The organism is Nocardia lijiangensis NBRC 108240 (assembly GCF_001613045.1).
Lineage (GTDB): Bacteria > Actinomycetota > Actinomycetes > Mycobacteriales > Mycobacteriaceae > Nocardia > Nocardia lijiangensis.
Window position 1 is genome coordinate 1 of record NZ_BDBP01000094.1, and the last position, 23234, is coordinate 23234.

Consider the following 23234-nt stretch of genomic DNA (forward strand, 5'->3'; position numbering starts at 1 on the left):
CGGCCGGGAGGAACGCGGCGCCCGCCGCCGTCAGCCGCACCCGGCGGCTGGTGCGCTCGAACATTTTTGCGCCGAGTTCCCTTTCCAGGCGCGCGATTTGGTGACTGAGGGCGGACTGCACGACCAGGCACCGTTCGGCGGCGCGGGTGAAGCTGTTCGTCTCGGCGACGGCGACGACGTAGCGCAGCTGCTGAAGCTCCATGGATCGATCTTGAATCACGATTGATGCGGTGACAAACATGTATTGGATTCATAGATCGATCTCGGCTGAGATCGGGAGTATGAAAAGTCCAGCAGCGCAGCGGGTTTCCTTGCCCGCGGGTACGGGTGCACGCCACGGCACGCTGTCGCTCACCGTCCTGACGGCGCTCGCCCCCGCCGCGTGGGGGACGACCTACGTCGTCATCACCGAGCTTCTCCCGCACGGACATCCGCTGTTCGCGGGACTCGTGCGTGCGCTGCCCGCGGGCCTGATCGCGCTGGCGATCACCCGGACGCTGCCGCGCGGCGCGTGGTGGGGCAAGGCCGCGGTGCTCGGCGTGCTGAACATCGGCCTGCTCACCGCGCTGTTGTTCGTCGCGGCCGAACGCCTGCCTGGCGGCGTCGCCGCGACCCTCGCGGCGGCCCAGCCGCTCGTCGTCGCCCTGCTGGCCGTGGTCGTCCTGCACGAGCGTCCGTCCGCGTGGCGCCTCGCCTGGGGAGCGTCCGGCGTGGCAGGCGTCGGCTTGGTGGTGCTCGGGCCCGCGGCCGCACTCGACGCCACCGGGATCGCGGCGGGCCTCGGCAGCGCGGCTTCGCTGGCGCTCGGGCTGACGCTCACCAAGCGGTGGGGACGCCCCGCCGACGTCGGCCCCACCGCGTTCGCGGGCTGGCAACTCGCCGCGGGCGGTCTGTTCCTGATGCCCGTCACGTTTCTCGTCGAGGGGCCGCCGCCCGCGATCGACCCGGCCGCAGCGCTCGGCTACCTCTGGCTGAGCCTGGTCGGCGGCCTGATCGCCTATGTCCTGTGGTTCCGCGGCATCGCCACCTTGCCCGTCACCTCGGTCGCGGTGCTGGTTCTGCTTTCGCCGCTGGTCGCCGCGGTGCTCGGCGCCGTCCTGCTCGGCCAGACGCTCGGCCCGATCCAGCTCGCCGGGTTCGGGCTCGCACTCGCCGCGATCGTCGCGGGACAGCTGCCCGCGCCGACTCGCTCACCCCACGCTGTTGCATCACGCATCCTCGAAGGAACACCTCGATGAAGTTCGCCATCCTCGACGAGGTCGAGAACCCGTCCGGCAGTAAACATTTCACCGTCGGCAACTAGACCGAAGAGCTGGGGCGCACCAACGCGCCGATCGACAGAAGGAAGAGATGAAGCGAATTCTCGGTATCTTGGCCGCGTCGGCCTGCCTCGTCGGGACAGCGCTGGTGCCCGCGGGCCGGGCGGCGGCCGACAGTCCGGTGTTTCCCGGCACGATCACCCTGCCCGCCGGGTTCCGTCCGGAGGGTATTGCGATCGGCGTGTTGCCGGTGGCCTACTTCGGTTCGATGGCAGACGGTTCCCTCTACCGTGCCGACTTGGTGACCGGGCAGGGCGACATCCTGAGCCGCGGGCCGGGGACGCCAGCGCTCGGCCTCCAGATCGATCACCGGGGCCGGTTGTTCGTCGCGGGCGGCACCGGGGGAGACGTCCGCGTTGTGGACGCCTGGACGGGTGCGGTACTGGCGAACTACCAATTCGCCACGCCGCCGGACACTTTCGTCAACGACGTGGTCCTCACCCCCACCGGCGCGTGGTTCACCGACTCGCGCACACCCGTGCTGTATCACCTGCCCCTCGGCCCCGACGGTGCGCTGCCCGCCCCGGAAGCGGTACAGCGGCTGCCGCTGACCGGCGACATCGCTTATGTACCTGCGGCATTCAACGCCAACGGCATCGTGCGCACGCCCGACGGAACGGGACTGATCATCGTGCAGTCGGTGACCGGCCTGCTGTTCCGCGTCGATCTGGCGACGGGCGCGACGCGGCAGCTCGATCTCGGTGGCGAGGCGCTTCCCGACGGCGACGGACTGCTGGTGGAGGGCAGCACACTGTATGTCGTGCAGAACCGGCGCAACGCGATCGCCGTGATCACGCTCGACCCCGCGGGCACGACAGGCACGGTCGTGCGGCGGATCACCGACCCGCGCTTCGACGTACCGGCCACGGTCGCGGCGTTCGGCGGACGCCTCTATCTGCCGAACGCCCGCTTCGACACCCCGCCCGAGCCGACCACCTCGTACGACGCCGTCGCGGTCGACCGCCCCTGAGGGGGCTGGGGGATTGCCGGTTCCGTGTGTCGGGTCGAGTTGTCGGAGGGCGGTGGTAGAGAAGTCCCATGGCTTTGAACTGGAAACTGGTCATCGACAGCAAGGACGCCGCCGCGCTCGCCGACTTCTGGGCCGCGGCCCTGGAATACGAGGTGGAAGACCCCAGCGCGCTCATCGAGCAACTACTGAACGCCGGTCACCTCGGCGCGGACGCGGTCGTCGAGCATCGGGGCCGCAAGATCTTCCGGGGCTACGCCGCCATTCGCCACCCCGACGATCCCTTCGACACAACCAGCGGTATCGGCCAGGGCAGGCGACTGCTCTTCCAGGACGTACCCGACGAGAAGTCCGGCAAGAACCGCCTGCACATCGACGTGCACAGCGCACCGGGCGACCTGGACGGGCTCGTGGCCCGGCTGGAGGGGCTCGGCGCGACCCGCGTCCGCGAGATCGACAAGGGACCGGCCGGGCACTGGTGGATCATGCGCGACCCGGAGGGCAACGAGTTCTGCGCCGCATAGTTCGCCGAGGCGATCGGTGACGGCGTCCGGATGCGGTGCGGCTCAGTGCAATACGTACCGGCTGGTGGGGACCACGTCGATGTCGCGGTCGGCGCCGAACGTGGCAACGCTGGCCATCATGCGCTGGATGCGCCGGGTCAGCTCGGCGGGGTCGCCGCCGCTGCCGTAGAAGGCATGCGGGTCGCGCAGCGCCTCCAGCGGGAACAGTTCCTCGACCACCGCGGCCACGTCCGGAGCGGTGTCGGTGACGGCTTCGAGGACGCGGTTCTGCACGTAGCCGAAGGTGGCCTGGGTGGCGATGGCGACTTCGGTGTGGCGGTTGCGCCACCGGTCGAGCCATTCGTCGTACGGCAGTTCCGGCGGCCTGCGCAGGAACGCGATATTGGCGAGGCCGGGAGTGCGCGCGCCGATAGCCACCCGCGGCGGCGGCAGCGGTGTCCTGACCTCGACCCGCCAGCCCTCGCAGCGCTCGCTGACGCGTCCGAGCGCGGCGAGCACGGCGGCGCGGTCGCAGCCTGCCGAGGACGCGAGGGCGAGCACGGCGTCGACCGGCGGGTCGAAGGTCGTCAACCGAAGCATCGCCTCGGCCACGTCGGCGTCGGAGATGTTCAGCCGCACGGACTCGGCGCCCGCGGCGACCAGTTCCCGCGTCAGCCGAGCGTCGCGCAGGTCGCCGGCACCCCAGAGCGCGAAGATCAGGTCTTCCTGCACTGCACCACCACCTTGTAGAACAGGTTCTAGTACGGCGAGTGTAGGCGGTGGAGGACGCTCAGCGCGGCAGCAGGGTGATTCGGGCGTTCTGGGCCGGGCTGAGGCCGGTGTGGTAGCGGCGCGGGGGTTCGATGGGGCCGGGCGCCGCTTGGATGCGGCGCTGCTCGAGCACGGTCCGGAAGAGGATGCGGGCTTCCGCGAGGGCGAACTGCGCGCCGAGGCAGCGATGCGGACCGGCGCCGAAGGTCAGCCAGGTGTGGCCGTTCGGCCGCTCCTCGAGGAAGCGTTCCGGGCGGAAGACCATCGGATCCGGGTAGTGCCTGGGTGATTCGTGAATGAGCAGGATCGGGACGATGACGATGGCGCCCTTGGGAATGTGCACGCCGTTGATCACGGTGTCGCGGAGTGCGCGCCGCCCGGTGAACGGGGACACCGGCCGCAGCCGCATCGTTTCGGCGACCACGGCGTCGAGGTACGCGTCGAGCCGCGCGCTGTCGCCCGCGTCGGCCGCCGCATCCAGTTCGGCCATGGCCTGCGGGTGGCCTGCCAGCATGGCGGCGATCCAGCCCAGCGTGATGGCGGTGGTTTCGTAGGCGCCCAGCAGGATGCCGCGCATATTGCGGGCCAGCGCGGCGTCGTCGTGCTGATCCAGTTCGGTGCCGACGTACCGTGACAGCACGTCTTTCCGCTCGTTCTGCTCCCCGGGCGCGGCGCGGCGCGCGGCGATCTCCTCGATGATGACGGCGTCGACCTCGGACTGGCGGCGACGCAGCGGCGGGTAGGGCACCGTATAGCCGCCGATCAGCGGGGTGAGCAAGGTGACGGCGAGAAAGCCGCGGCTTTCGATCTCCCCGAACCATCGGCTCACCGCCTGCTTCAGCCGGTCCCTGCGGGCCGGGGCCACATCGCCGAAGACGACGCCGAGCAGCACGCCGATGGCCAGGTCGTAGCCCGCTTTCAGGAACTCGAACGGTGTGCCGATCGGCCAGGAGGGCAGTTCGCGCCGAACCACTTCCACCATGAGATCTTCGTAGGATCGAAGCGCCTTGCTCTGGAACGGCGGAGCGAACAGCCTGCGTTCACGGCGGTGCTCGTCGCCGTCGAGGAAGATCAACGTCTGCTTGCCGAACATCTGGTCGTGGCTGGAGAACCGGCTCAGCACCTGCCCGACCGAGAAGTCGTCGTGATTGGCGAAAAGGTCTCGCACATCGTCCATGTCGTGGGTGACCAGCATGGCCGGGAATCCGGGCGGCGTGACGACGAACCGTTCCCCGAGCTCCAGCAAGGGGGAATCATGCGTGCCGGGTCGCATCAATCCACCGATCTGCCCGAGGTGGCGGGTGCGTAGCCGGGGGAGTGCGCGCAGCGATACCGAGGGGTGTGACACCCAGCCATCCTGATTGCTGTCCGGCCGACTTGCAAACGCGAAACAGCCGCGGCGGCAAGGAGAATCGCGTGGCCGATGCCCCCATTTTCAGGGGCTCACAAGGATTGCTTCGATCTCGAGAGACCCGGCAGGAAGCATCGTGACGGCTATATTGTTGGCGCTGTCGGTAGCAATGCGCCGCCTGTCGCTCCTTGTTCGCCAGGGGCGGCGGGACCGGCTCCCATCTCGGGTTTCACCGTTAGAGGAAGTAGTTCGTGCTCAACACTTTCGTCGACACACTGTTCGCTCGGGTCGAGAACCGGCCGGGCGAGCTGGTGTATCGATTCTTGGACAGCGGTGATGTCGACGGTGTCGTCCGCGAAATGACGTACGCCGACCTCGGCGTCCGCGCTCGGGCGATCGGTGCCGCACTACAGGATTCGACGCCGCGGCGGGCGCTGCTGCTGTACTCGGCGGGCCCCGAGTTCGCCGAGGCGTTCTTCGGATGCCTGGTGGCCGGCGTGATCGCTGTTCCCGCGCCGCTGCCCGAATGGGAGCACCGGTCGCTGCGCAGGCTGCGGCGGATGGTGGCGCACGCCGAGGTCGACGTGGTGCTTGCGCCGCGGCGGGTCGTCGCGGACGCGGCCGCGTTGTGCGCGGAGATACCCGAGCTGGCGGGGATGCGGTGGCTGGCCACCGACGAGATCGAGGGCGACGACGCATCGCGGTGGCGGGAGCCGGATCTCGGTCCGGATTCGGTCGCGTTCATCCAGTACACCTCCGGCTCGACCAGTGCGCCGCGCGGCGTGCTGCTCACCCACGGGAACCTGCTGCACAACCAGGCGGCGATCGCCGCGGGGCTCGGCCACGACCGCGCGCTGGCCGAGTCGTGGGACGGGGCCCTGTTCGCCAGCTGGCTGCCGATGTACCACGACATGGGACTCATCGCGCCGCTGCTGCACACCGTCTACCTCGGCGGGAATTCGGTGCTGATGTCGCCGCTGCATTTCCTGCAGCGGCCCGAGCGGTGGCTGCAGGCGATCTCGGCCTACCGCGCCCACACCAGCGGCGGCCCCAATTTCGCCTACGAACTGTGTGTGCGCCGGATCGCACCGGAGCAGATCGATCGGCTCGACCTGAGCTCGTGGCGGGTCGCGTTCAACGGCTCCGAACCGGTGCGTGCCGCGACGGTGCGGCGATTCGCCGAGACCTTCGGCCGGGCCGGGTTCCGCGCCGAATCGCACCAGCCGGTTTACGGTTTGGCCGAAGCCACCCTGATCGTGACCGCGCCGTCCACCGCCGCGACGCCGACGATCCTCGACGCGGCGGGGCGTGCCGCCGCCGGAAACCGCGCTCGCGGTACCGAGTTGGTCGGTGTCGGCAAGCCGTCCGAGGGGATGTCGATCGCGATCGTCGACCCCGGCAGCGGCGCCGAACACGCCGCCGGGGACGAAGGCGAGATCTGGGTCGCCGGAGACAGCGTGGCCGCCGGATATTTCCGGGACGAACAGGCCACCGCCGAGGTGTTCGGGGCGCGACTACCCGGTGACGACCGGCGCTTCCTCCGCACCGGGGATCTAGGATTCCTTTCCGGCGGAGAGCTTTTCGTCACCGGCCGCCGCAAGGACCTGTTGATCGTCGACGGGCGCAATCACTATCCGCAGGACATCGAGGCGACCGTCGAAGCGGCGCACGAGGCCGTCCGGGCGGGTTGTGTCGCGGCGTTCTCCGTCGACGTCGGGGTGGACGGGGAGCAGCCGGTCGTGGTGGCCGAGGTGCGCGGCGAGGACCCCGGCGAGCGGGCCACGATCGAGGGTGCCGTGCGAGCTGCGGTGGCGACCGAGCACGGGCTGGCGCTCGCGGCGGTGCTGCTGATCCGGCCGGGAACCATCTTCAAGACCAGCAGCGGAAAGATCCAGCGTTCGGCGTGCCGGGCGGCGTATCTGTCCGGCGAGTTGCTCGCGCTGTCGGCGGGTCCGATGCGGTCGCCGGAGGACGAACTCGAGGACTACGAGGCGGACACCGAGAGCGTGGAGTCCACGGAGGGATCCGCGGCGGAGCCGTCCGCGGAGGCGATCCGGTCCTGGCTGGTGACGGCGATCGCGCGGCAGGCGGCGCTGGACCCGGAACGCATCGATGCGCATCGGCCGATGGTCGAATTCGGTTTGGGATCCGCCGATCTGGTCGAGATGGTGGTCGACCTGTCGGATTTCGTCGGGCGCTTCCTCGACACCAATCTGTTGTTCGACCATCCCACGATCGACGGGGTGGCCACGGCACTGGCCCCCGCCGCGTCGAACGAGCCTGCCGCGGTCGGTTCGGCGGAGGTCGAGGCCGATGCCGTCCCCGGCGAGGACGCCGACGACGACGCGATCGCGATCCTATCGATGTCCTGCCGATTCCCGGGCACCGCCGATTCGCCCGAGGCGCTGTGGCGGCTGCTGGACGGCAACGGTGACGCGCTCACCGAGGTCCCCGAGGGCCGCTGGGATATCGACGGGCTCTACGACCCCGACACCTCCGCGACCGGTAAGGCGTACACCTTCCGCGGCGGATACGTCGACGGCATCGACCGTTTCGATGCCGCCTTCTTCGGTATCGGCCCGCGCGAGGCCGCCGTGATGGATCCGCAGCAGCGCGTGATGTTGCAGCTCAGCTGGGAGGCGATCGAGCGCTCGGGCCGCGATCCGCGCACCCTGCACGGCAGTGCGACCGGCGTCTATCTCGGCGTGTACAGCACCGGCTATCTGGCCGACGCCGCACCGGAACAGCTGAACGGCCAAGTCGGAACCGGGCTTTCGCCGAGTGTGGCGTCCGGCCGGATCGCCTACACGCTGGGGCTGCACGGCCCGGCGGTCACTTTGGACACGGCCTGCTCCTCGTCGATCGTCGCGGTGCATCTGGCGATGCAGGCACTGCGCGCGGGGGAGTGCGATCTGGCCCTTGCGGGCGGCGCCACGCTGCTGATGTCGCCGACCGCCCATATCGAACTGTGCCGGTTGGGTGTGCTGTCGCCGACGGGCCGGAGCGCCCCGTTCTCCGCCGACGCCGATGGGACGGTGTGGGCCGAGGGCGCAGGTCTGCTGCTGTTGAAGCGTCTCGGGGACGCCCGCCGCGACGGGGACCGGGTGCTCGCGGTCATTCGCGGGTCCGCCGTCAACCAGGACGGCCGCAGCCAGGGGCTGAGCGCCCCGAACGGCGCGGCCCAGGAACAGGTGCTGCGCTCGGCGCTGCGAGTGGCGGGTCTGGCGCCGCACGACATCGACTATGTCGAGGCGCACGGCACGGGCACCGCGCTCGGGGATCCGATCGAGGCGCGCGCGCTGTCGCGGGTGTTCGGGCCCGGCCGCGACCCGCTTCGGCCGCTCGGCATCGGATCGCTGAAATCCAATGTGGGACACACCCAGGCCGCGGCGGGCGTGGGCAGCATCGTCAAATTGGTGCTCGCACTGCACCACGAACGAATCCCCGCCACCCTGAACGCCTCCGTGCCGTCACCGCAGATCGACTGGGAGAACAGCGGTCTGGCGGTGCAGGCTGAGCCGATGCCGTGGCACCGCGGCGACCGGCCGCGCCGCGCCGGTGTGAGTGCCTTCGGGCTCAGCGGCACGAACGCGCACGTCATCCTCGAGGAGGCGCCACCCGAGCCGGCGGCCGTGCCGGCTGCGACGAACGACGACCGGAGAGTTGCGCTGCTGCCGATTTCGGCCCGCAGTGAGGCGTCGCTGCACGGTCAGGCCGAACGGCTGCTGGACACGGTGCTCGCCGATCCGCGCCTGCGACCGGGGCCGGTCTCGCGCGCGCTGGCGTTGCAGCGCACGCAGTTCGAGCGGCGCGCCGTCGTGGTGGCGGGCGACCGCGACGAGATGGTGGGTGCGCTCCGCGATCTGGTGGAGGGCCGGTCGTCGGCGAACGTCGCCGTCGGCGCCGGTCCGGTGCTCACCAACGGCAAGACCGCCTTCGTGTTCCCCGGACAGGGCACGCAGTGGGTCGGCATGGCGCGCGACATGCTCGCCCGCTCGGAGGAGTTCCGCGCCGAATTCGAACAGTGCGACAAGGCTTTCGGCGCGCATATCGGCTGGTCGCTGGTGGACAGGCTGACCACCATGACCGCCGCCGACCTCGCCGATTTTCCCGTCGTGCAGCCGCTGCTGTTCGCGACCATGGCGGCGCTCGCGGCCACCTGGCGGGCGGCGGGCGTCACCCCGGACGCGGTGATCGGCCACAGCCAGGGCGAGATCGCCGCCGCCTACTGCGCCGGTGTCATCGAATTGAGCGATGCCGCACGGATCGTCGTCACGCGCAGCCGCCTGATGCAGGCCATCACCGCACCGGGTGCGATGGCGATGATCGGCCTGCCCGAGGCCGAGGTGCGCACGAGGCTGGCCGATTTCGGCGGCCGGGTGTCGATCGCGGCGGTCAACGTGCCGCGTTCGACGGTCGTCGCGGGTGAGCAGGCGGCGGTCGAGCAGCTACTGGCCGAGCTGGACCGCGCGGGAATCTACACGAGGCTCGGTGCGTCCGGTCCCGGTTTCGCCGGGCACTGCGGGCTGATCGAGTCCATCCGCGATCCGCTGACCGAGGCGCTCGCCGACCTGACCGCGGATTCGCCTGTGACGCCGTGGTATTCGACGGTGACGGGGGAACCGATGACGGCCGACCCGATCGAACCCGGCTACTGGTATCGGAACGCGCGCGAGACCGTGCGGTTCGCGGCCACGGTCGAGCGCATGATCGCCGACGGGTTCCGGTATTTCGTCGAACTCGGCGTGCACCCGTCGCTGACCGCGGCCGTGCGGACGGTCTCGGAGGAGCTCGCGCGCGAGGTGGTGGCCGTCGGCTCGCTGGTGCGGGACCAGGATGGACCCACCTGCTTGGCCAGGGCGCAGGCCGAGCTGTACGTCGCGGGCCACGAACTCGACTGGACCCGGCTGGTTCCCGAGCACGGGCGGGTCGACCTGCCCACTTACGCCTTCGACGAGCGACGATTCTGGACCGACCCCGTCCACCGCGACAGCGGCTCGCTCGGGCTCGAGGATATCGCCCATCCCATTCTGGGTGCCATTGTGCCGCAGCCGGATTCGGATGGGATCACCCTGACCGGACGGCTCTCGCGCAGGCAGCAGCCGTGGGTGGCCGATCACGCGGGACCCGCCGCGGTGCTGGTGCCCGGCGCGGCACTGGTCGAACTGGCCGTGCGCGCCGGTGACGAGGTGGGCAGCCCGGCCCTGCGGGAGCTGGTGTTGCGCGCTCCGATGCTCGTCCCCGAGCGCGGAGCTCTGCAGATCCAGACGGTGGTCGGTGGCGCCGACGCCGACCGTCGCGCCGTGCGCATCTACGCCCGCGCCGAACACGACCCGGATGCCCAGTGGACGCTGCATGCCGAGGGCACGCTGGCCGCGGAGTCCGAACCTGTTCCGGCGCGAGTCGACTCATCCGCGTGGCCGCCAGTGGACGCGGTGCGCATCGACGTCGACGACCTGTACACCCAGCTGTTCGCGCGCGGGCACCACTACGGTCCGCTGTTCCGGGCGATGCGGGCGGCGTGGCGCCGTGACGACGAGATCTTCGTCGAGGTCGAGCTCGCCGAGGCCGCTCACGCCGATGCCGCGAAATTCGGTATTCATCCGGCCTTGCTGGACGCCGCGTTGCACGCCACCGCGCTGTTCGCCGCCGACAGCGAGAACGCCCTGCTGCCTTTCGTGTGGACCGATGTCGCGCTGTGGGCCTCCGGCGCCACCGCGCTGCGCGTTCGGCTCACCCGATCGGGGCCCGACGCCGTCGGCATGGTCGCGACCGATCGGACCGGACAACCGGTGGTGTCGGTGGGTTCGGTGCTGTCGCGTCCGGTCGCCGCCGCACAGTGGGATGCCGCCGCGCTCGCACCCGCGTACCGCCGACTGTTCCGAATGGAGTGGTCGGACCTAGCGCTGCCCGCGCCGGACCGCACGCTCACGGTGGGCGAGTGGAACTCGGCCGGCCCCGAGGTCCGCGACGCGATCGTGCTGCGGGTGCCCGAAGGCGATTCGCCGAGCCAGGTGCACGACATCGCGCAGCACATCCTGGCCGCGCTGCAAAATCTGCTGTCCGACAGCCGATTCGAGCGCACGACGCTGGTCGTCCGTACTCGCCGGGCGGTGACGCTGCCAGGCGAGGACAGGCCGGACCCGGCGGGCGCGGTCGTGTGGGGATTGGTGCGCTCCGCGCAGTCGGAGAATCCCGGCCGGATCGTGCTGATCGATGCGGCCGACCCCGAGGTGGATATCGTCGCGCTGCTCGCCTCGGGGGAACAGCAGCTGGCCGTGCGCGACGGTGTGGCCTGCGCGCCGCGGCTGGCGCGGCTGCCGGAGCAGGCGGGGCGGGCGCAGGAAGGCCGGGTCTCGCTCGGGGACGGCGCGGTGCTGATCACCGGAGCGCCCGGCCGTCTCGGTTCGGCGCTGGCCCGGCATCTGGCCGACGCCTACGACGCCCGGGATCTGGTGCTGGTCAGCCGCCGCGGTATCGACGGACCGGGCGGCGCCGCGTTGCGCGACGAGCTGGAAAGCCGCGGGGTGCGTGTGCGATTCGCGCGCTGCGATATCGGCGATCGGTCGGCGCTGGCGCGGCTGCTCGACGGTCTGCCGCTGGCCGGTGTGGTGCACGCGGCGTGCGTACTCGACGACAGCACCTTCGGCGCGTTGACCGCCGAGCAGCTCGATGCCGTGTTGCGCCCGAAAGTCGATGCGGCGCATCATCTGCACGAGCTGACGGCAGATCGGGAGCTGTCGATGTTCGTGCTGTTCTCCGCGGCGGGCGGCCTGTTCGGCACACCCGGCCAGGCCAACTACGCGGCGGCCAACGCCTATCTCGACGCGCTGGCGCTGCATCGCCGCTCGCTCGGACTTACCGCACAGTCGCTGGCCTGGGGCGCGTGGGAGGTCGATATGCACGACCACATGGCGCAGGCCGATATCCGGCGCATCTCGCGCGCGGGCATCCGCGCGTTCTCGGTGCCCGAGGGAATGGCCTGCTTCGATGCCGCGCTGCGGGTCGGTGATCCACTGCTGGTTCCTTTGCTGCTCGACACCGAGGTGCTGCGCCGCGCGCCCGCCGTCCCGCCGCTGCTGCGCGGACTCGTGCGCCGAGTGCCCCGGCGGGCCGTGGCCGACCGCGCGAGCGTCGACGTGGCGACGGGATCGCGCTTCGCCGAACGCGTGCGGGGTGTGCCGCGCGCGGAGGCCACCGCGCTGGCCATCGCCGCGCTCGCCGAATGGACCGGGGAGGTACTCGGCCACGCGGGCAGCGAAACGGTCGCGGCCGAGCAGAGTTTCCAGAGCCTCGGCCTCGACTCGTTGATGGCGGTGGAACTGCGCAACAAGGTGCGCGAGCACACCGGAATCTCCGTGCCGCTCGGCACGATTCTCGCCGAGCAGAGTCTTTCCGACCTCGCTGATCATCTCGTCGGCGAGGTGTGGCGGCAGGCCGACGGCGAGGGATCCGAGGCAGCGGCCGCCGAGGTACCCGAGGTCGAAGTGTTGCCGCTCACCCGGGACATGATGCGCCTGCTGCGCACCGAGCAACTCGGCATCCCGAGCGCGGCGCAGACCGGTGGCGTCGCCGTGCGGCCTGCCGCGCCGGTCACCCGGCCGCTGCTGGAGGAAGCGCTGGCGCGGCTGGCCCGACGGCATGCGGCGCTGCGCACCACGATTCGGGCCGGCGAGGAGCACGGGCGGCAGCTGGAGATCCGTCGCGAGCCCGGCGAACTGGCCGGTTGGCGCGACCTCGACCGGCTCGACGACACCGCGGTGCAGCAGTGCTTCGCGGAACTGATGGCACGGCCGTTCGACCTGGCCACGGGTCCGCTGTGGCGCTTCGAACTGCTCGACGCCGAATCCGGTGAGCAGGTCCTGCTTTTCGGCGCGCATCACAGCATGAGCGATGTGCAGTCGATGCTGTTGGTCGCCGGCGAACTCGCCGCGGAGCTGTCCGGCGCGCGGCTCGACGACACCGTGACCAACCGCGACATGCATCAGCTGCTCGCCGCGCAGTCGAGCGGGCGCGAGGATACGGAGACCGCGAAAACGCGGTGGCGCGAGGCTTTCTCCGGATCGCGCAGACTCGAGCTGACCATGGCGCATCCGCGTCCGGCCCGGCGCAGCTACGGTGCGGGATCGGTCGCGCTCGACCTGCCCGCCGGATTGCACGATCGCGTCGCGGACCGGGCCCGCGATCTCGGTATCACCCCGGCCGCGGTGTTCCTCGGCGCGCTGACCATCCTGCTGGCACGGCGCAGCCAGGTCGACAGGTTCGCGCTCGCGGTTCCGGTGGACACCCGCATGCACGCCGACGCGACCGACGCCGTCGGGTATTTCGGTGTGCCGGTGCCGTTCCCGGCGGCCGCGTCGTCCGGCGACCTCGTCGCCGATGTGCTGCGGCGCACCGGTGAGCGGCTGCGGAATCTGCTCGCGCCCGGTGCGGGTTTCGCCGACGTGCTGGCCGCGCTGGCCGCCGAGGGTCTGCACCGTGACAACGCGCCGATGATCGAGGTGTACTTCAACTACCTGCGCGCCAACGCCGCCGTCGCGCCTGCCGCGCTCGTTCCGGTGAGCACGGGCTACTCCGACCTCGACCTCATGGTCGCGGTGCTGCCCGATACCGGCCAGGTGTGGTTCACCTACAACAGCGACATCATCGACGCGCGCACCTGCACCGAGTTCGGCGCGGAATACCTCGCGACAGTCGCCGCCGTCGTCGCCGACCCCGGGGCCGCCGCGCGGCCGGAAATCACCGGGCAGCAGGCGGTTTCCGGTGTCCGTGCGGCACTGGGGGCGACCTTCGCGCTCGGCAGGCTGCCGGAGCTGATCACCGCGGCGTCGTCCGATACAGCGATCGCCGTCGCGGAGGCGCCCTATCACCACGTGCTGTCCTGCCTGCGCGACCCGTCGGGCGTCTTCGCGCAGTCGTCGACGGAACTGGCCATCGTGCTGCTGCGAGCGACGGATCTCGAACGCTTCGGCCCGATCTCCGACGACCTGCTCGCCGAGCTCGCCGTCGAATACCCGGCCGCCGTGCTCGAGGTCGCCGAACGCACGCACCGGCCGGTCGTGGTGGGCATCCTGCCCTCGGCCCGCCCGGAGCGACGGTTGCTCGACTGGGAGCGGCTGGTCACCGAGCGCCTGCGCGATCGGCCCGGCATCGCGCTGCTGGAACTGCCGGAGTGGACCCGCCTGCATCCGGTGGACGAGCCCTTCGACGACCGGACCGACATCCTGGCGCATCTGCCCTTCACGCCCGAATTCCAGGCGGCGGTGGCGCTCACCCTCGTCACGACCGCGGGCGCGGTGACGGAGCCCGCGCCGAAGGTGATCGCCGTGGACGGCGACGACACCCTGTGGAGCGGAACCGCAGGCGAGATCGGTGCCACCGCCGTGACTTTCGACGAATCGCGCCGGGCGCTGGCCCGGCGGCTGTTGCAGTGGCGCGACGCGGGAACGCTGCTGGTGCTGCTGACCAACAACGACGAGGACATCGTGCACGCGATCCTGGACCGGACCGACAGCCCGCTGCGCCGGGAGCATTTCGCGGCCGTCTCCGCGGGCTGGGACGGAAAGCCCGATCGGCTGGAGGAGGTCGCGCGCACACTGCGGCTGGGACTCGACAGCTTCTGCTATCTCGACGACAACCCGGTCGAAGTGGCGCGTATGCGCGCGCGGCTGCCCGAGGTGCTCTCGGTGACGTGTCCCCCCGGAGCGGAACTGGAGTCCTTCCTCACGCGACTGTGGCCGATGGTCCCGATCGCGGCGACGGCGGAGGACCGCGCACGGGCGGACTTCTACCACCAGGAACGGGAGCGCGACAATGCCCGCGCCACCGCGGAATTCGCCGAGTTCCTCGCACAACTGAACCTCGAGGTCGAGCTCGCGCCGCTCACCGATGCCACCGAGCCGCGCGCTCGGCAACTCGTGCTGCGGACCAATCAGTTCACTCTCGCCGAGGTCACCCCCGACGATCTCGACAGATGGCGCGACGAGAGCGAAGTGTGGACGGCGACGGCGCGCGACCGCTTCGGCGACTACGGCCTGATCTCGGTGCTCGCACTGCGGGCGGATGCGGGCGTCCTGTGGGTTCGCGGCTGGCAGCTCAGCTGTCGCGCCCTCGGCCGCGGTGTCGAGGAGCGGCTGCTGGGGTGGGTGGCCGATCGGGCCGATGCCCTCGGCTGCTCGACGGTGCGGATATCCGTCCAGCACACCGTTCGCAACGAACCCGCCCGGCGACTGGCGGCGCGCCTGAGCGGCGCTACCGCCGACGATGCGCGGCTGGATGTGTCCGCGACACCGGATCGCCTGCGGGAGTTCCGGTCCTGGGAGACGGAGACGCAAGCAGAGGAAGGAACTCGGTGACCGGTCCCGACGAACGAACGACCGTCCGTAACCCTGCGATCGATCGTCGCGTGCGCGGCGAAGCCCTCGAACGAGGCGCCGCCGGGCTGGATGTCGCAGCCCTGCTGGCGCGCACCGGCGCTGCGCCGAAGGGCGAATCCCGGCACGGCGCGCGATCGATGGACGCCGAGACAGCCGGAGGAAACGGCGCGACACCGCTGGGTGAAACCAGGCCCGCCGCACCACCCAGGGACGCCGAAGCATTGGCAGCGGCCGTGACCGCCGTGGCGAATAGATTCACCGAGACACCACTCGACGCCGACACCGACTTCTTCGACGCGGGCGGAACATCGCTCGCGGCAGTGGAATTCGTCGCGGCGCTGGCGCGGGAACTGGATATCCACCTGGATCTCGACACCGTGTTCTTCGACGCGCGCCCGCGCAGGCTGGCGCAGCGCTGGCTGGCCGACCACCCGGAATCCGCACCGCGGCAACCGGAGGCCGAGCCCGATACCGACGACCTCGCCCAGCTCTTCGCCGATCTCGCGGGCGCCGACCGGTTGCCGCTGGTGGCGGCGCCGGAGCGGGTCGCACCGCGCCGCATTCTGCTGACCGGAGCGACCGGGTTCCTCGGCAGTCACCTGCTGCTGGATCTGTTGCGGCACAGCCAAGCTCACGTGGTGTGCCTGGTCCGCGCCGACGACGACCACGCCGCCGCCCGGCGGTTGGAGGATGCCGTGCGGCGTTTCGCGCTGCCCTGGTCGCGGGAGGTTCTGCGGCGGGTGACCCCGCTGGCGGGCGATCTGCGCGAACCCCGGCTCGGCCTGTCCGACGAGCGATGGAAAACCCTTGCCGCGGACGTGGATTCGATCGTCAACGCGGGCGCCGCCGTGGATTTCCTGCGCGGCTATCCGTCGCTGCGCCGGACCAACGTGCTCGGACCGCTGACCCTCGCGGAACTCGCCTGCACCGACCGGCCCAAACCGGTGCACCACATCTCCTCGCTGGCGGTGTTCAACGGTACGGACGCGGCCACCCTGGGCGAGGACGACCCGACCGCCCACGTCGCCGCCCTGCCCATCGGATACGACCGATCCAAATGGGCCGGCGAGGCCGTGCTGCGCCGGGCAGGCGAACACGGACTCGTGGTGACCATCCTTCGCCCCGGCGGCATCGGCAGCCATCCGGAGACCGGCGCCCACAACCCGCGCGACCTCAACGCCGGAATCACCGCGGCGCTGATGCGCTTCCGCACCGCGCCGGGCTTCCGGTACCTCAACGCCGCGCCGGTGGATTGGGTCAGCCGGGTGGCCGCGGAGATCGTCGGCACCCCCGGCGCCTGGGGCCACACCTATCACCTCACGGGAGCGCCCACCTCCCTCGATCAGGTGGTCGCCGAAACCACGCTGGGCGGCATGGGTATTCGCGTGCAGCACTGGGAGCAGTGGTGCGACGACGTGGTCCGCGCGATCCGCGAAGAACCGGTACCGGAACTGGAATCGCTGGCGCAGGTCCTGCAAAGCCCCGTCGCGCGGCGTCAGCTGGCGGCGATGGTGACCGCGCCGCCCGCATCGGCCGCCCGCACCGAGGCCTTCGTCGCCGCCAACGGCCTGCCCGCGCCCACCACATCCGGTCCGGCGGCGCGCAGCCGGATGCTCGCGGCCATGGCGGGTCTCGGACCGCAGCCGGGTGATCAGCCCTACCTGCGGTTCGACGAAACACTCGCCGGGACGGTCGGCCCGATCGGCGAAAGCGCAGACACCCCGTGCGATCTGCGGCTGACCTTGTCCGTCGCGAGCAGCGCACAGGTGTTCACCGCGCGCACACTCGACGTCAGCGGCGAGCTCACCTGCGCTCGGGTGCACGACGAGCCGCTCACCGTCGAGGGCACGGCCACGGTCCGGCCGCACGACGGGATTCCGCTGCGCCACGAAATGCGGCATCCGATCATGCATTACCAACTGACGCTGCGTGATTCGTCCGGCGGCGTGTGGTGGCTGGAAGGATACAAGTTCGCCGCGGCGCGCCGGCGGATCGTCCGGCAGCTCGGCACCCAGGTGATCGAGATCGGACGCGCAGGGGAGCCCGCGTCGTACACGGGCGAAGTCGCCGTGCCCATGCACACCTACCTACCCGACCAGATCGACGGCATCCGGATCGATCCGCGACTGCCCGAACGACAGCAACGCCTGGCGAAACTGTTGTGGCTCAGCTGGTTCGGCGGCCAGCTCGGCAAGGGCCTGCTGGAACCGATACTGCGGGTCGGGGTCGATCTGCTGGATCTGCGCCGGGCCGCGCGTAAGGAGCACCGCCGATGACCGAGCTACTACCCACCGCACCGGAACTCGATGCCGCAGAGGTGATTTCCTTCCGCACCGCCGACGGCGTCGACCTCGCCTTGCGCCGGGTGGGGCCCGCCGACGGTCCCGCCGTGCTGCTGGTACACGGGCACGGCGTGTCGTCGGAGATGTTCGCACTCCCCGAGATTCGAAACGTCACCGACGTGTTGGCCGATGCGGGCTACCAATCGTGGCTGCTGGACTGGCGCGGCAGTTGCCGCCTGCCGTACAACGAATCCGGCCTGCCCTACACCCTCGACGACGTCGCGCTCTACGACCTGCCCACGGCGGTCGCGCAGATCAGAGAGCGCATCGGAGACCGTCCGCTGTTCGTCGTCGCGCACTGCATCGGGGCGCTGGCCCTCGCGCTGAGCACGACGGCCGGGCTGCTGCCCGGGCTGGCGGGCGTGGTGGCCCAGGGCGTCTTCCTGACGCCCAAGGTCAGCACGTCGGCGCGCGTGCGCGTGCTGCTCGGCAGCGAACTGCTCGGCTCGCGCGTCAGCCATATCGAATCCGACTTCCGCAAGGTGGGGCTCTGGTCCCGGCGCACCTTGCTGTACGCCGCGCTGTCACGCAAAGGCGACTGCCCGGACCCGACCTGCCGCATGGTCCATCACGGCTGGGGGATGGGCGCCAAGCTGTTCGAGCACGACCATCTGGATGCGCGCACCCATGATCGCCTGGCCGAATTGTTCGGCGCGATACCGCTTTCGGTGTTGCCGCACCTGCGGCAGATGGAATTGGCGCACGCCGTGGTCCGGTGGAACGTCGACGACGAGCGCTACCGCGCGCTGCCGGAGAACGCGCTCGACCACGCCGATCGCATCGACTGCCCCGTGTTGCTGCTGTCGGGCAGCCGCAACGAGGCGTGGCTCGATTCGAACAAGCTGTGCTACGAGGTGCTTTCGGCGCGCAACCCGGGAATCGACGTCCGGTACACCGAAATTCCCTCCTACGGCCACCTCGACACGTTCATCGGCCGCGGCGCGGCGCTGGACGTGTTCGGCCACCTCGTCGATTTCTTCGACGAGATTCAGCTCGGTTGGCGTAGCGGCAGGCCGGCGGTCCGGTAGATGGCATCGATGACGGTCATGGTGGCGACGGCGTCGCCCGGCGCGGTGGGCACCGGCTCGCCGCGCAGCACCGCGGCGGCGAAGGCGTCGAGTTGATAGTCGTAGGAGGTCCGATGGGTGAACCGCCGCACCCGCCTGCCGTCCTCCGAGCGGACCGACAGCACATGCCCCAGATGCGGCAGCACCGGATTGACCAGCCGCATCCGGCCGCGTTCCCCGACGACGGTCGCGCCGACGCGCAGCACGTCGGCCGACCATATCGAGCACCGGATGCGACCGGTGTGCCCGGACGGGAAGCGCAGGTCGGCGGTCATCGCCCGGTCGATCCGCGCTTCGCGCAGCTTCGCCCGTGCCGCGACCACCTCCGGGTTCTCGCCGCCCAGCACACGGGCCATGTGCACGGCGTAGCAGCCCGCGTCCATCAGCGCGCCGCCCGCGAGGCCGTAGTCGTAGCGGATGTCGGAGAACTTCGGCAGGGGAAAACTCAGCGCGGCCTCCACCCGCAGCAGCGTCCCCAATTCGCCGGACGCGACGACCTGTTCGGCGGCCGCCATCAGCGGGTGGTATCGGTAGTGGAACGCCTCCATCACGACCCGATCGGAATCGCTTGCCAGCGCAGCGATCTCACGCGCTTCGGCGGCGTTGGCGGTGAAGGGTTTCTCGCACAGCACATGTTTTCCGGCCTGCACTGCGGCGCGGGTCCAGCGGCCGTGCAGGCCGTTCGGCAGTGGGATGTAGACCGCGTCGAGATCGGGCGCATCGATCAGCGCCTGATAGCTGTCGTAGACCTGCGGAATGCCGTGTTTGCGGGCGAATCCCTCCGCGCGCGACCGATCCCGGGCCGCCACCGCGGCGACGACGACCTCCGGACTCCGCTTCGCCGGCGCGATCAGGGAGGCGGGCGCGATGCGGGCCGCGCCGAGAATGCCGATGCGGAGCGCGGAGCGCAGGTCGTCGGTCACCAGCAGACACTAACATCGGCACCGCACCGCGGCCGCCGCGCTCCAGCGGCCGGACCGATCCCGCAGGCGGATGTAATGACAGCAGATCACGAACGGAAGTCGAGAGTATGCGTATCGCGTTGTTGACGGCGGGAACCCGGGGCGATCACCAGCCGTATCTGGCACTGGCCGACGAATTGCGTTCGCGCGGGCACGATGTCGAGATGACCGCCACCGAGAACTACGCCGAGGTGGTGCGGCGCTCGGGATTCGAGCCGCACGTCATCCCGTTCAACTCCGCGGAACTGCTGGAATCGCCCGCCGCCAAACGCGCGCTCTCCTCCGGCAAGACGCTGCCGTTCGTCCGGATCATGCTGGACACGGTCAAGATCATGGCGGGCGAGCGCGGGGAGCGGATGCACGAGGCGCTCAGCGGCGCGTGCGAATCGGCCGAGGTGATCGTGTCGTGCGCCTCGACCCTGCCCTGGGCGATGGAGCGCGCGGAGAAGACCGGGCAGACCGTGGTGGGCTGTCTGCCGTATCCGTTGGAGCGCACCGCGGAGTTCCCGTCCTCGTTCATGGTCAAGCACATGATCTCGTCGCGGTGGCTGCGGCTGGCCAGCTACTCGGCCTTCGAAATGGCGTACGGCGTGGCCTATCGCCGGGTGGATCGGCGGGTGCGCGCGATGATGGAATTGCCCGGCAAGCCGCGGAATCCGTTCCGGCGCATGCGCGAGGACGGTATTCCGCTGGTGCACATGGTGAGTCCGGTGTTGTTGCCGAAACCGGCCGACTGGCCGGACCGTTCGACCGTTGTCGGCGCGCCGATCATGCCCGCGCGGCAGCGCGAGGCTTGGGGTGAGGCGGTGGTCGATCCGGCGCTGGCCGCATGGCTCGACGAGGGTGAGCCGCCGATCTACTTCTGCATGACCGGCATGCCAATCCTCGATCCCGCCGGTTGCTGCGAGCTGATCGCCGCCGTGTGCCGCAGGCTGGGGGCCCGCGCCCTGGTGACCGTGCGCGGGGAGGGATTTCCCCGCGGCATCGGATACGACGGGAAGTTGTTCGTTCTGGATTCGTTCGACTACGACCGCGTCCTGCCGCGGTGCCGCGCGGTCGTGCACCACGGCGGCAGCGGCAATACCCACGATGTACTGCGCGCGGGCCTGCCCGCGGTGGTGATCGGCGTGCACAGCGACCAGTTCTTCTACGGCTGGCGGATCGCGTCGCTCGGCATCGGGGCCGACTTCCCGTATCCGTCCCTGACCGAGGACCGGCTGCACGATGCGCTGGTCCAGGCGTTGACACCCGAGGCGAGCCAGCGGGCGAAGGAGCTCGGCCGCATCGTCTCCGCCGAGAACGGGGTCAGCGCCACGGCGGACGCGGTGGAACGCCTGGTCGTCTCGGCGTCGGCCTGAGCCGGGGTCGATTCCGTGCACGTCGCGCTCTTCACCGATTTCCACCCGGCCACCCTGGGCGGTGTCCAAACCGCGATGCGGTCGCTGTGCGACGGCCTGCGGCGGCTCGGTCATCGGGTGACCGTATTCTGTCCTCCCGCACCGGGTTCCGTGTCCTCGGACGCCGATACGGTGGTGCTGGGCGCGCTGTCGTTCGCGATGTCGAACGGGCTGCCGGTCGTCCTTCCGACCCGGGCCAATCAACGCAGGATCGATGCCGCGTTCGCCGAACGCGGCCCGATCGACATCGTGCACGCGCTGACGACCTACGGGTGCGGGATCTCCGGCGCACGCGCCGCACGCAGGCACGGCATCCCGATCGTCCAGACCATGCAGAGCCGCGACGACACGGTCATCGAGCAGTACTCGCCCGCGCCGTACCTGTCCGCGTTGATCATGCGGTGGGCGCACGGGTGGTTCGTGCCGTTGCGCGGACGACCGGTGTTCGACGGTGACGGCCGCGTCGCCCGGCTCGCCTGGCGTCCACTGGTCGCACAGGCCCAGGCTGCCGATCGGGTGATCGTGCCGACCCGGCACTTCGCCCGCCGCGTGGCCGACCACGGCGTGGACCGGCCGATTCACGTGGTGTCCAACGGAATCGACGACGCACTGCTCGACCGCGTCCGCGCCGAGGACGGCGCGACGGCGAACGCGGACACACCCCTGCGGGCACTGTGGTGCGGTCGCCTCTCGGCCGAGAAACGTCCGCTCGAGGCAATCGAGGTGGTCCGCTTGGTCGAAGAGTGCACGCTGGACGTCTACGGCAGCGGTCCACTGGCCGATCGGGCCCGCGCGGCGGTCGCCGAGCCGGATCTCGGCCGTCGCGTGCGCCTGCACGGCGAGGTCGGTCAGGCCGACTGCCTGCGCGCCATGCGCACCCACGACGTACTGCTGCTCACCTCCGACTGCGATACCCAGGGCATGGTGCTGCTGGAGGCGATGGCGATGGGTCTGCCCGTCGTGTACTGCGATCCCGAACTCTCCGAAACCGTGCCCGCCGAGGGCGGCGTCCGCGCCCCCGACCGGTCGGTGCGATCGCTGGCCGCCGTGCTGAAAGACCTCGCGCGCAACCCGGCTCGCCTGCACACCATGCGCGGCGCGCTCGCGGCGCACGCCGACGAACCGCGCCAATCGCGGCACATCACCGCGATCCTGGCGGTCTACGCCGAAGCGCTCGCCGCCCCGGAGACCGGCGGGGGAGCGGTCAGAGTTCGGCGGGGCGGCAGGCCGCAGCGATGACGGCCACGAGGTAGTGCTCGCGCTCCGAGCGGGTGACCGCCGAGCGCAGCGGTCCGATCAGCAACTCGCCGGGCGGCGTGCCGCTTTGTCAGCCGGCACTCCTGCGCGGCCCCAACGCCCTGCACGTCGACTGGCTTCGATGACGAGGGGGAGAACTTCAGGATGCGAGAATCCTGGCCTTCTCGGCTTCGAACTCGGCGTCGGTCAGCACACCCTGCGCTCGGAGCTCGCCGAGTTCTTTCAACGCGGTGATCCGGTCCGTGCCAGCACCGCCGGCGGGTGCCTGCTGCGGTGCCGCGTACTGCGCCTGCTGGGCGTACTGTGCCTGCTCCTGCGCCGCCCAGCGCTCTCCCTGGCGTCGGGAAACGCGGTTGGAGACGGCGGTCGCGGTTCCGGCGACCATGGCGGTGCGGGCGACGCCGCGCAGCAGTCCGGGCATGACGCTCTCCTTGTCTTCTAAGAACTTTCCGACTCGATCGCATCGAGGGAATCCAAGATGCTCTGCACCGGGATGCGTCCGGCGGCCACGAGTTCGGCGCCGTTGTGACGCAACGCGGCCGCGAAAGGCGCCGCCCAGGTGTTCTCGTAGACCAGGATCGCGGCCGACCGTCCCGGTTCGAGCGCCGCACCGGCTTCGCTGCGATCGGCGTCGTCGAGCAGGCCCGATCCCGCCTCCGCGAACAGGGTGATGTCGATCTCCCCTTCGAATCCCATATCGGCGATGTCGATTCCGGAAAGAGAACCGTCGACGTCTTTACGGACGAACGCCAGATCCAGCACTCGGACGATGCCGCGCTCGACGAGGTCGCGCAACAGGGGTAATGCCGAACCGTCCGGAGGTCGATCCGGAGGAAATTCGATGACGAGATAGTCGACGGGGCCGATCATGTCGAAATCGGTATCGGTCACTGCATCCCTCTTTCCGTGACGAGAAAGAGAC

The 23234-nt window shown here is 70.3% G+C and carries 14 protein-coding genes; 8 read left to right on the top strand and 6 right to left on the bottom strand.

Annotated elements, in window-relative coordinates:
• The coding region (locus tag NL1_RS29165; RefSeq protein ID WP_218024504.1) for a LysR family transcriptional regulator at positions 1 to 202 on the bottom strand (202 nt) is incomplete at its 3' end.
• Positions 203 to 281: 79 nt separating this feature from the next.
• On the opposite strand from NL1_RS29165, the gene NL1_RS29170 reads away from it, so the two are divergent.
• From NL1_RS29170 to NL1_RS29180, 3 genes are all read left to right on the top strand, one after another.
• Positions 282 to 1238: an EamA family transporter gene (locus NL1_RS29170; RefSeq protein ID WP_084511090.1), complete on the top strand. Its 957-nt coding sequence runs from the start codon at positions 282 to 284 to the stop codon at positions 1236 to 1238.
• A gap of 112 nt (positions 1239 to 1350) precedes the next feature.
• Entirely contained in the window at positions 1351 to 2289 is a 939-nt protein-coding gene (locus NL1_RS29175; RefSeq protein WP_067845906.1) for an SMP-30/gluconolactonase/LRE family protein, read from the top strand.
• A 68-nt stretch (positions 2290 to 2357) separates the two neighbouring features.
• Positions 2358 to 2810, top strand: a complete 453-nt coding sequence (locus tag NL1_RS29180) for a VOC family protein (RefSeq protein WP_067845909.1) — start codon at positions 2358 to 2360, stop codon at positions 2808 to 2810.
• A 42-nt stretch (positions 2811 to 2852) separates the two neighbouring features.
• Here the strand turns inward: NL1_RS29180 and NL1_RS29185 are convergent, their stop codons facing one another.
• Together NL1_RS29185 and NL1_RS29190 are read right to left on the bottom strand one after the other, a co-directional pair.
• Positions 2853 to 3521 carry an EthD domain-containing protein gene (locus tag NL1_RS29185; RefSeq protein WP_245673633.1) on the bottom strand — a complete coding sequence of 223 codons (669 nt, stop codon included), beginning with the start codon at positions 3519 to 3521 and terminating at the stop codon, positions 2853 to 2855.
• Positions 3522 to 3579: 58 nt separating this feature from the next.
• A complete protein-coding gene (locus NL1_RS29190) occupies positions 3580 to 4908 on the bottom strand; it encodes a cytochrome P450 (RefSeq protein WP_067845912.1) in 1329 nt (442 codons plus the stop codon).
• Positions 4909 to 5162: 254 nt separating this feature from the next.
• Between NL1_RS29190 and NL1_RS29195 the strand changes: the two genes are divergently transcribed.
• Genes NL1_RS29195 through NL1_RS29205 form a run of 3 tightly spaced genes read left to right on the top strand, consistent with a single transcriptional unit; the run spans position 5163 to position 18657 of the window.
• On the top strand, positions 5163 to 15266 hold the full coding sequence (locus NL1_RS29195; protein ID WP_067845916.1) for a type I polyketide synthase: 10104 nt from the start codon (positions 5163 to 5165) through the stop codon (positions 15264 to 15266).
• Positions 15263 to 17563, top strand: coding sequence for a thioester reductase domain-containing protein (locus NL1_RS29200; protein WP_067845919.1), 2301 nt, complete (start codon positions 15263 to 15265; stop codon positions 17561 to 17563). Before NL1_RS29195 ends, NL1_RS29200 begins: the two co-directional genes overlap by 4 nt.
• Positions 17560 to 18657 carry an alpha/beta hydrolase gene (locus NL1_RS29205; RefSeq protein WP_067845921.1) on the top strand — a complete coding sequence of 366 codons (1098 nt, stop codon included), beginning with the start codon at positions 17560 to 17562 and terminating at the stop codon, positions 18655 to 18657. The genes NL1_RS29200 and NL1_RS29205 overlap by 4 nt, the downstream gene beginning before the upstream one ends.
• Here NL1_RS29205 and NL1_RS29210 read toward each other — a convergent pair.
• Positions 18618 to 19619 carry a Gfo/Idh/MocA family protein gene (locus NL1_RS29210; protein WP_067845925.1) on the bottom strand — a complete coding sequence of 334 codons (1002 nt, stop codon included), beginning with the start codon at positions 19617 to 19619 and terminating at the stop codon, positions 18618 to 18620. The two genes, NL1_RS29205 and NL1_RS29210, sit on opposite strands and share 40 nt — an antisense overlap.
• A 107-nt stretch (positions 19620 to 19726) precedes the next feature.
• Between NL1_RS29210 and NL1_RS29215 the strand changes: the two genes are divergently transcribed.
• Positions 19727 to 21016, top strand: a complete 1290-nt coding sequence (locus tag NL1_RS29215; protein ID WP_067845928.1) for a glycosyltransferase — start codon at positions 19727 to 19729, stop codon at positions 21014 to 21016.
• A gap of 15 nt (positions 21017 to 21031) precedes the next feature.
• The gene (locus NL1_RS29220) at positions 21032 to 22294 is read left to right on the top strand and encodes a glycosyltransferase (RefSeq protein ID WP_084511094.1); all 1263 of its coding nucleotides are present in this window, start codon (positions 21032 to 21034) and stop codon (positions 22292 to 22294) included.
• Between the two features lie 157 nt (positions 22295 to 22451).
• Here the strand turns inward: NL1_RS29220 and NL1_RS29225 are convergent, their stop codons facing one another.
• Positions 22452 to 22733 carry an SHOCT domain-containing protein gene (locus tag NL1_RS29225; RefSeq protein WP_067845930.1) on the bottom strand — a complete coding sequence of 94 codons (282 nt, stop codon included), beginning with the start codon at positions 22731 to 22733 and terminating at the stop codon, positions 22452 to 22454.
• 17 nt (positions 22734 to 22750) lie between these two features.
• On the bottom strand, positions 22751 to 23203 hold the full coding sequence (locus tag NL1_RS29230) for a DUF6325 family protein (RefSeq protein WP_067845933.1): 453 nt from the start codon (positions 23201 to 23203) through the stop codon (positions 22751 to 22753).
• Positions 23204 to 23234 lie beyond the last annotated feature (31 nt).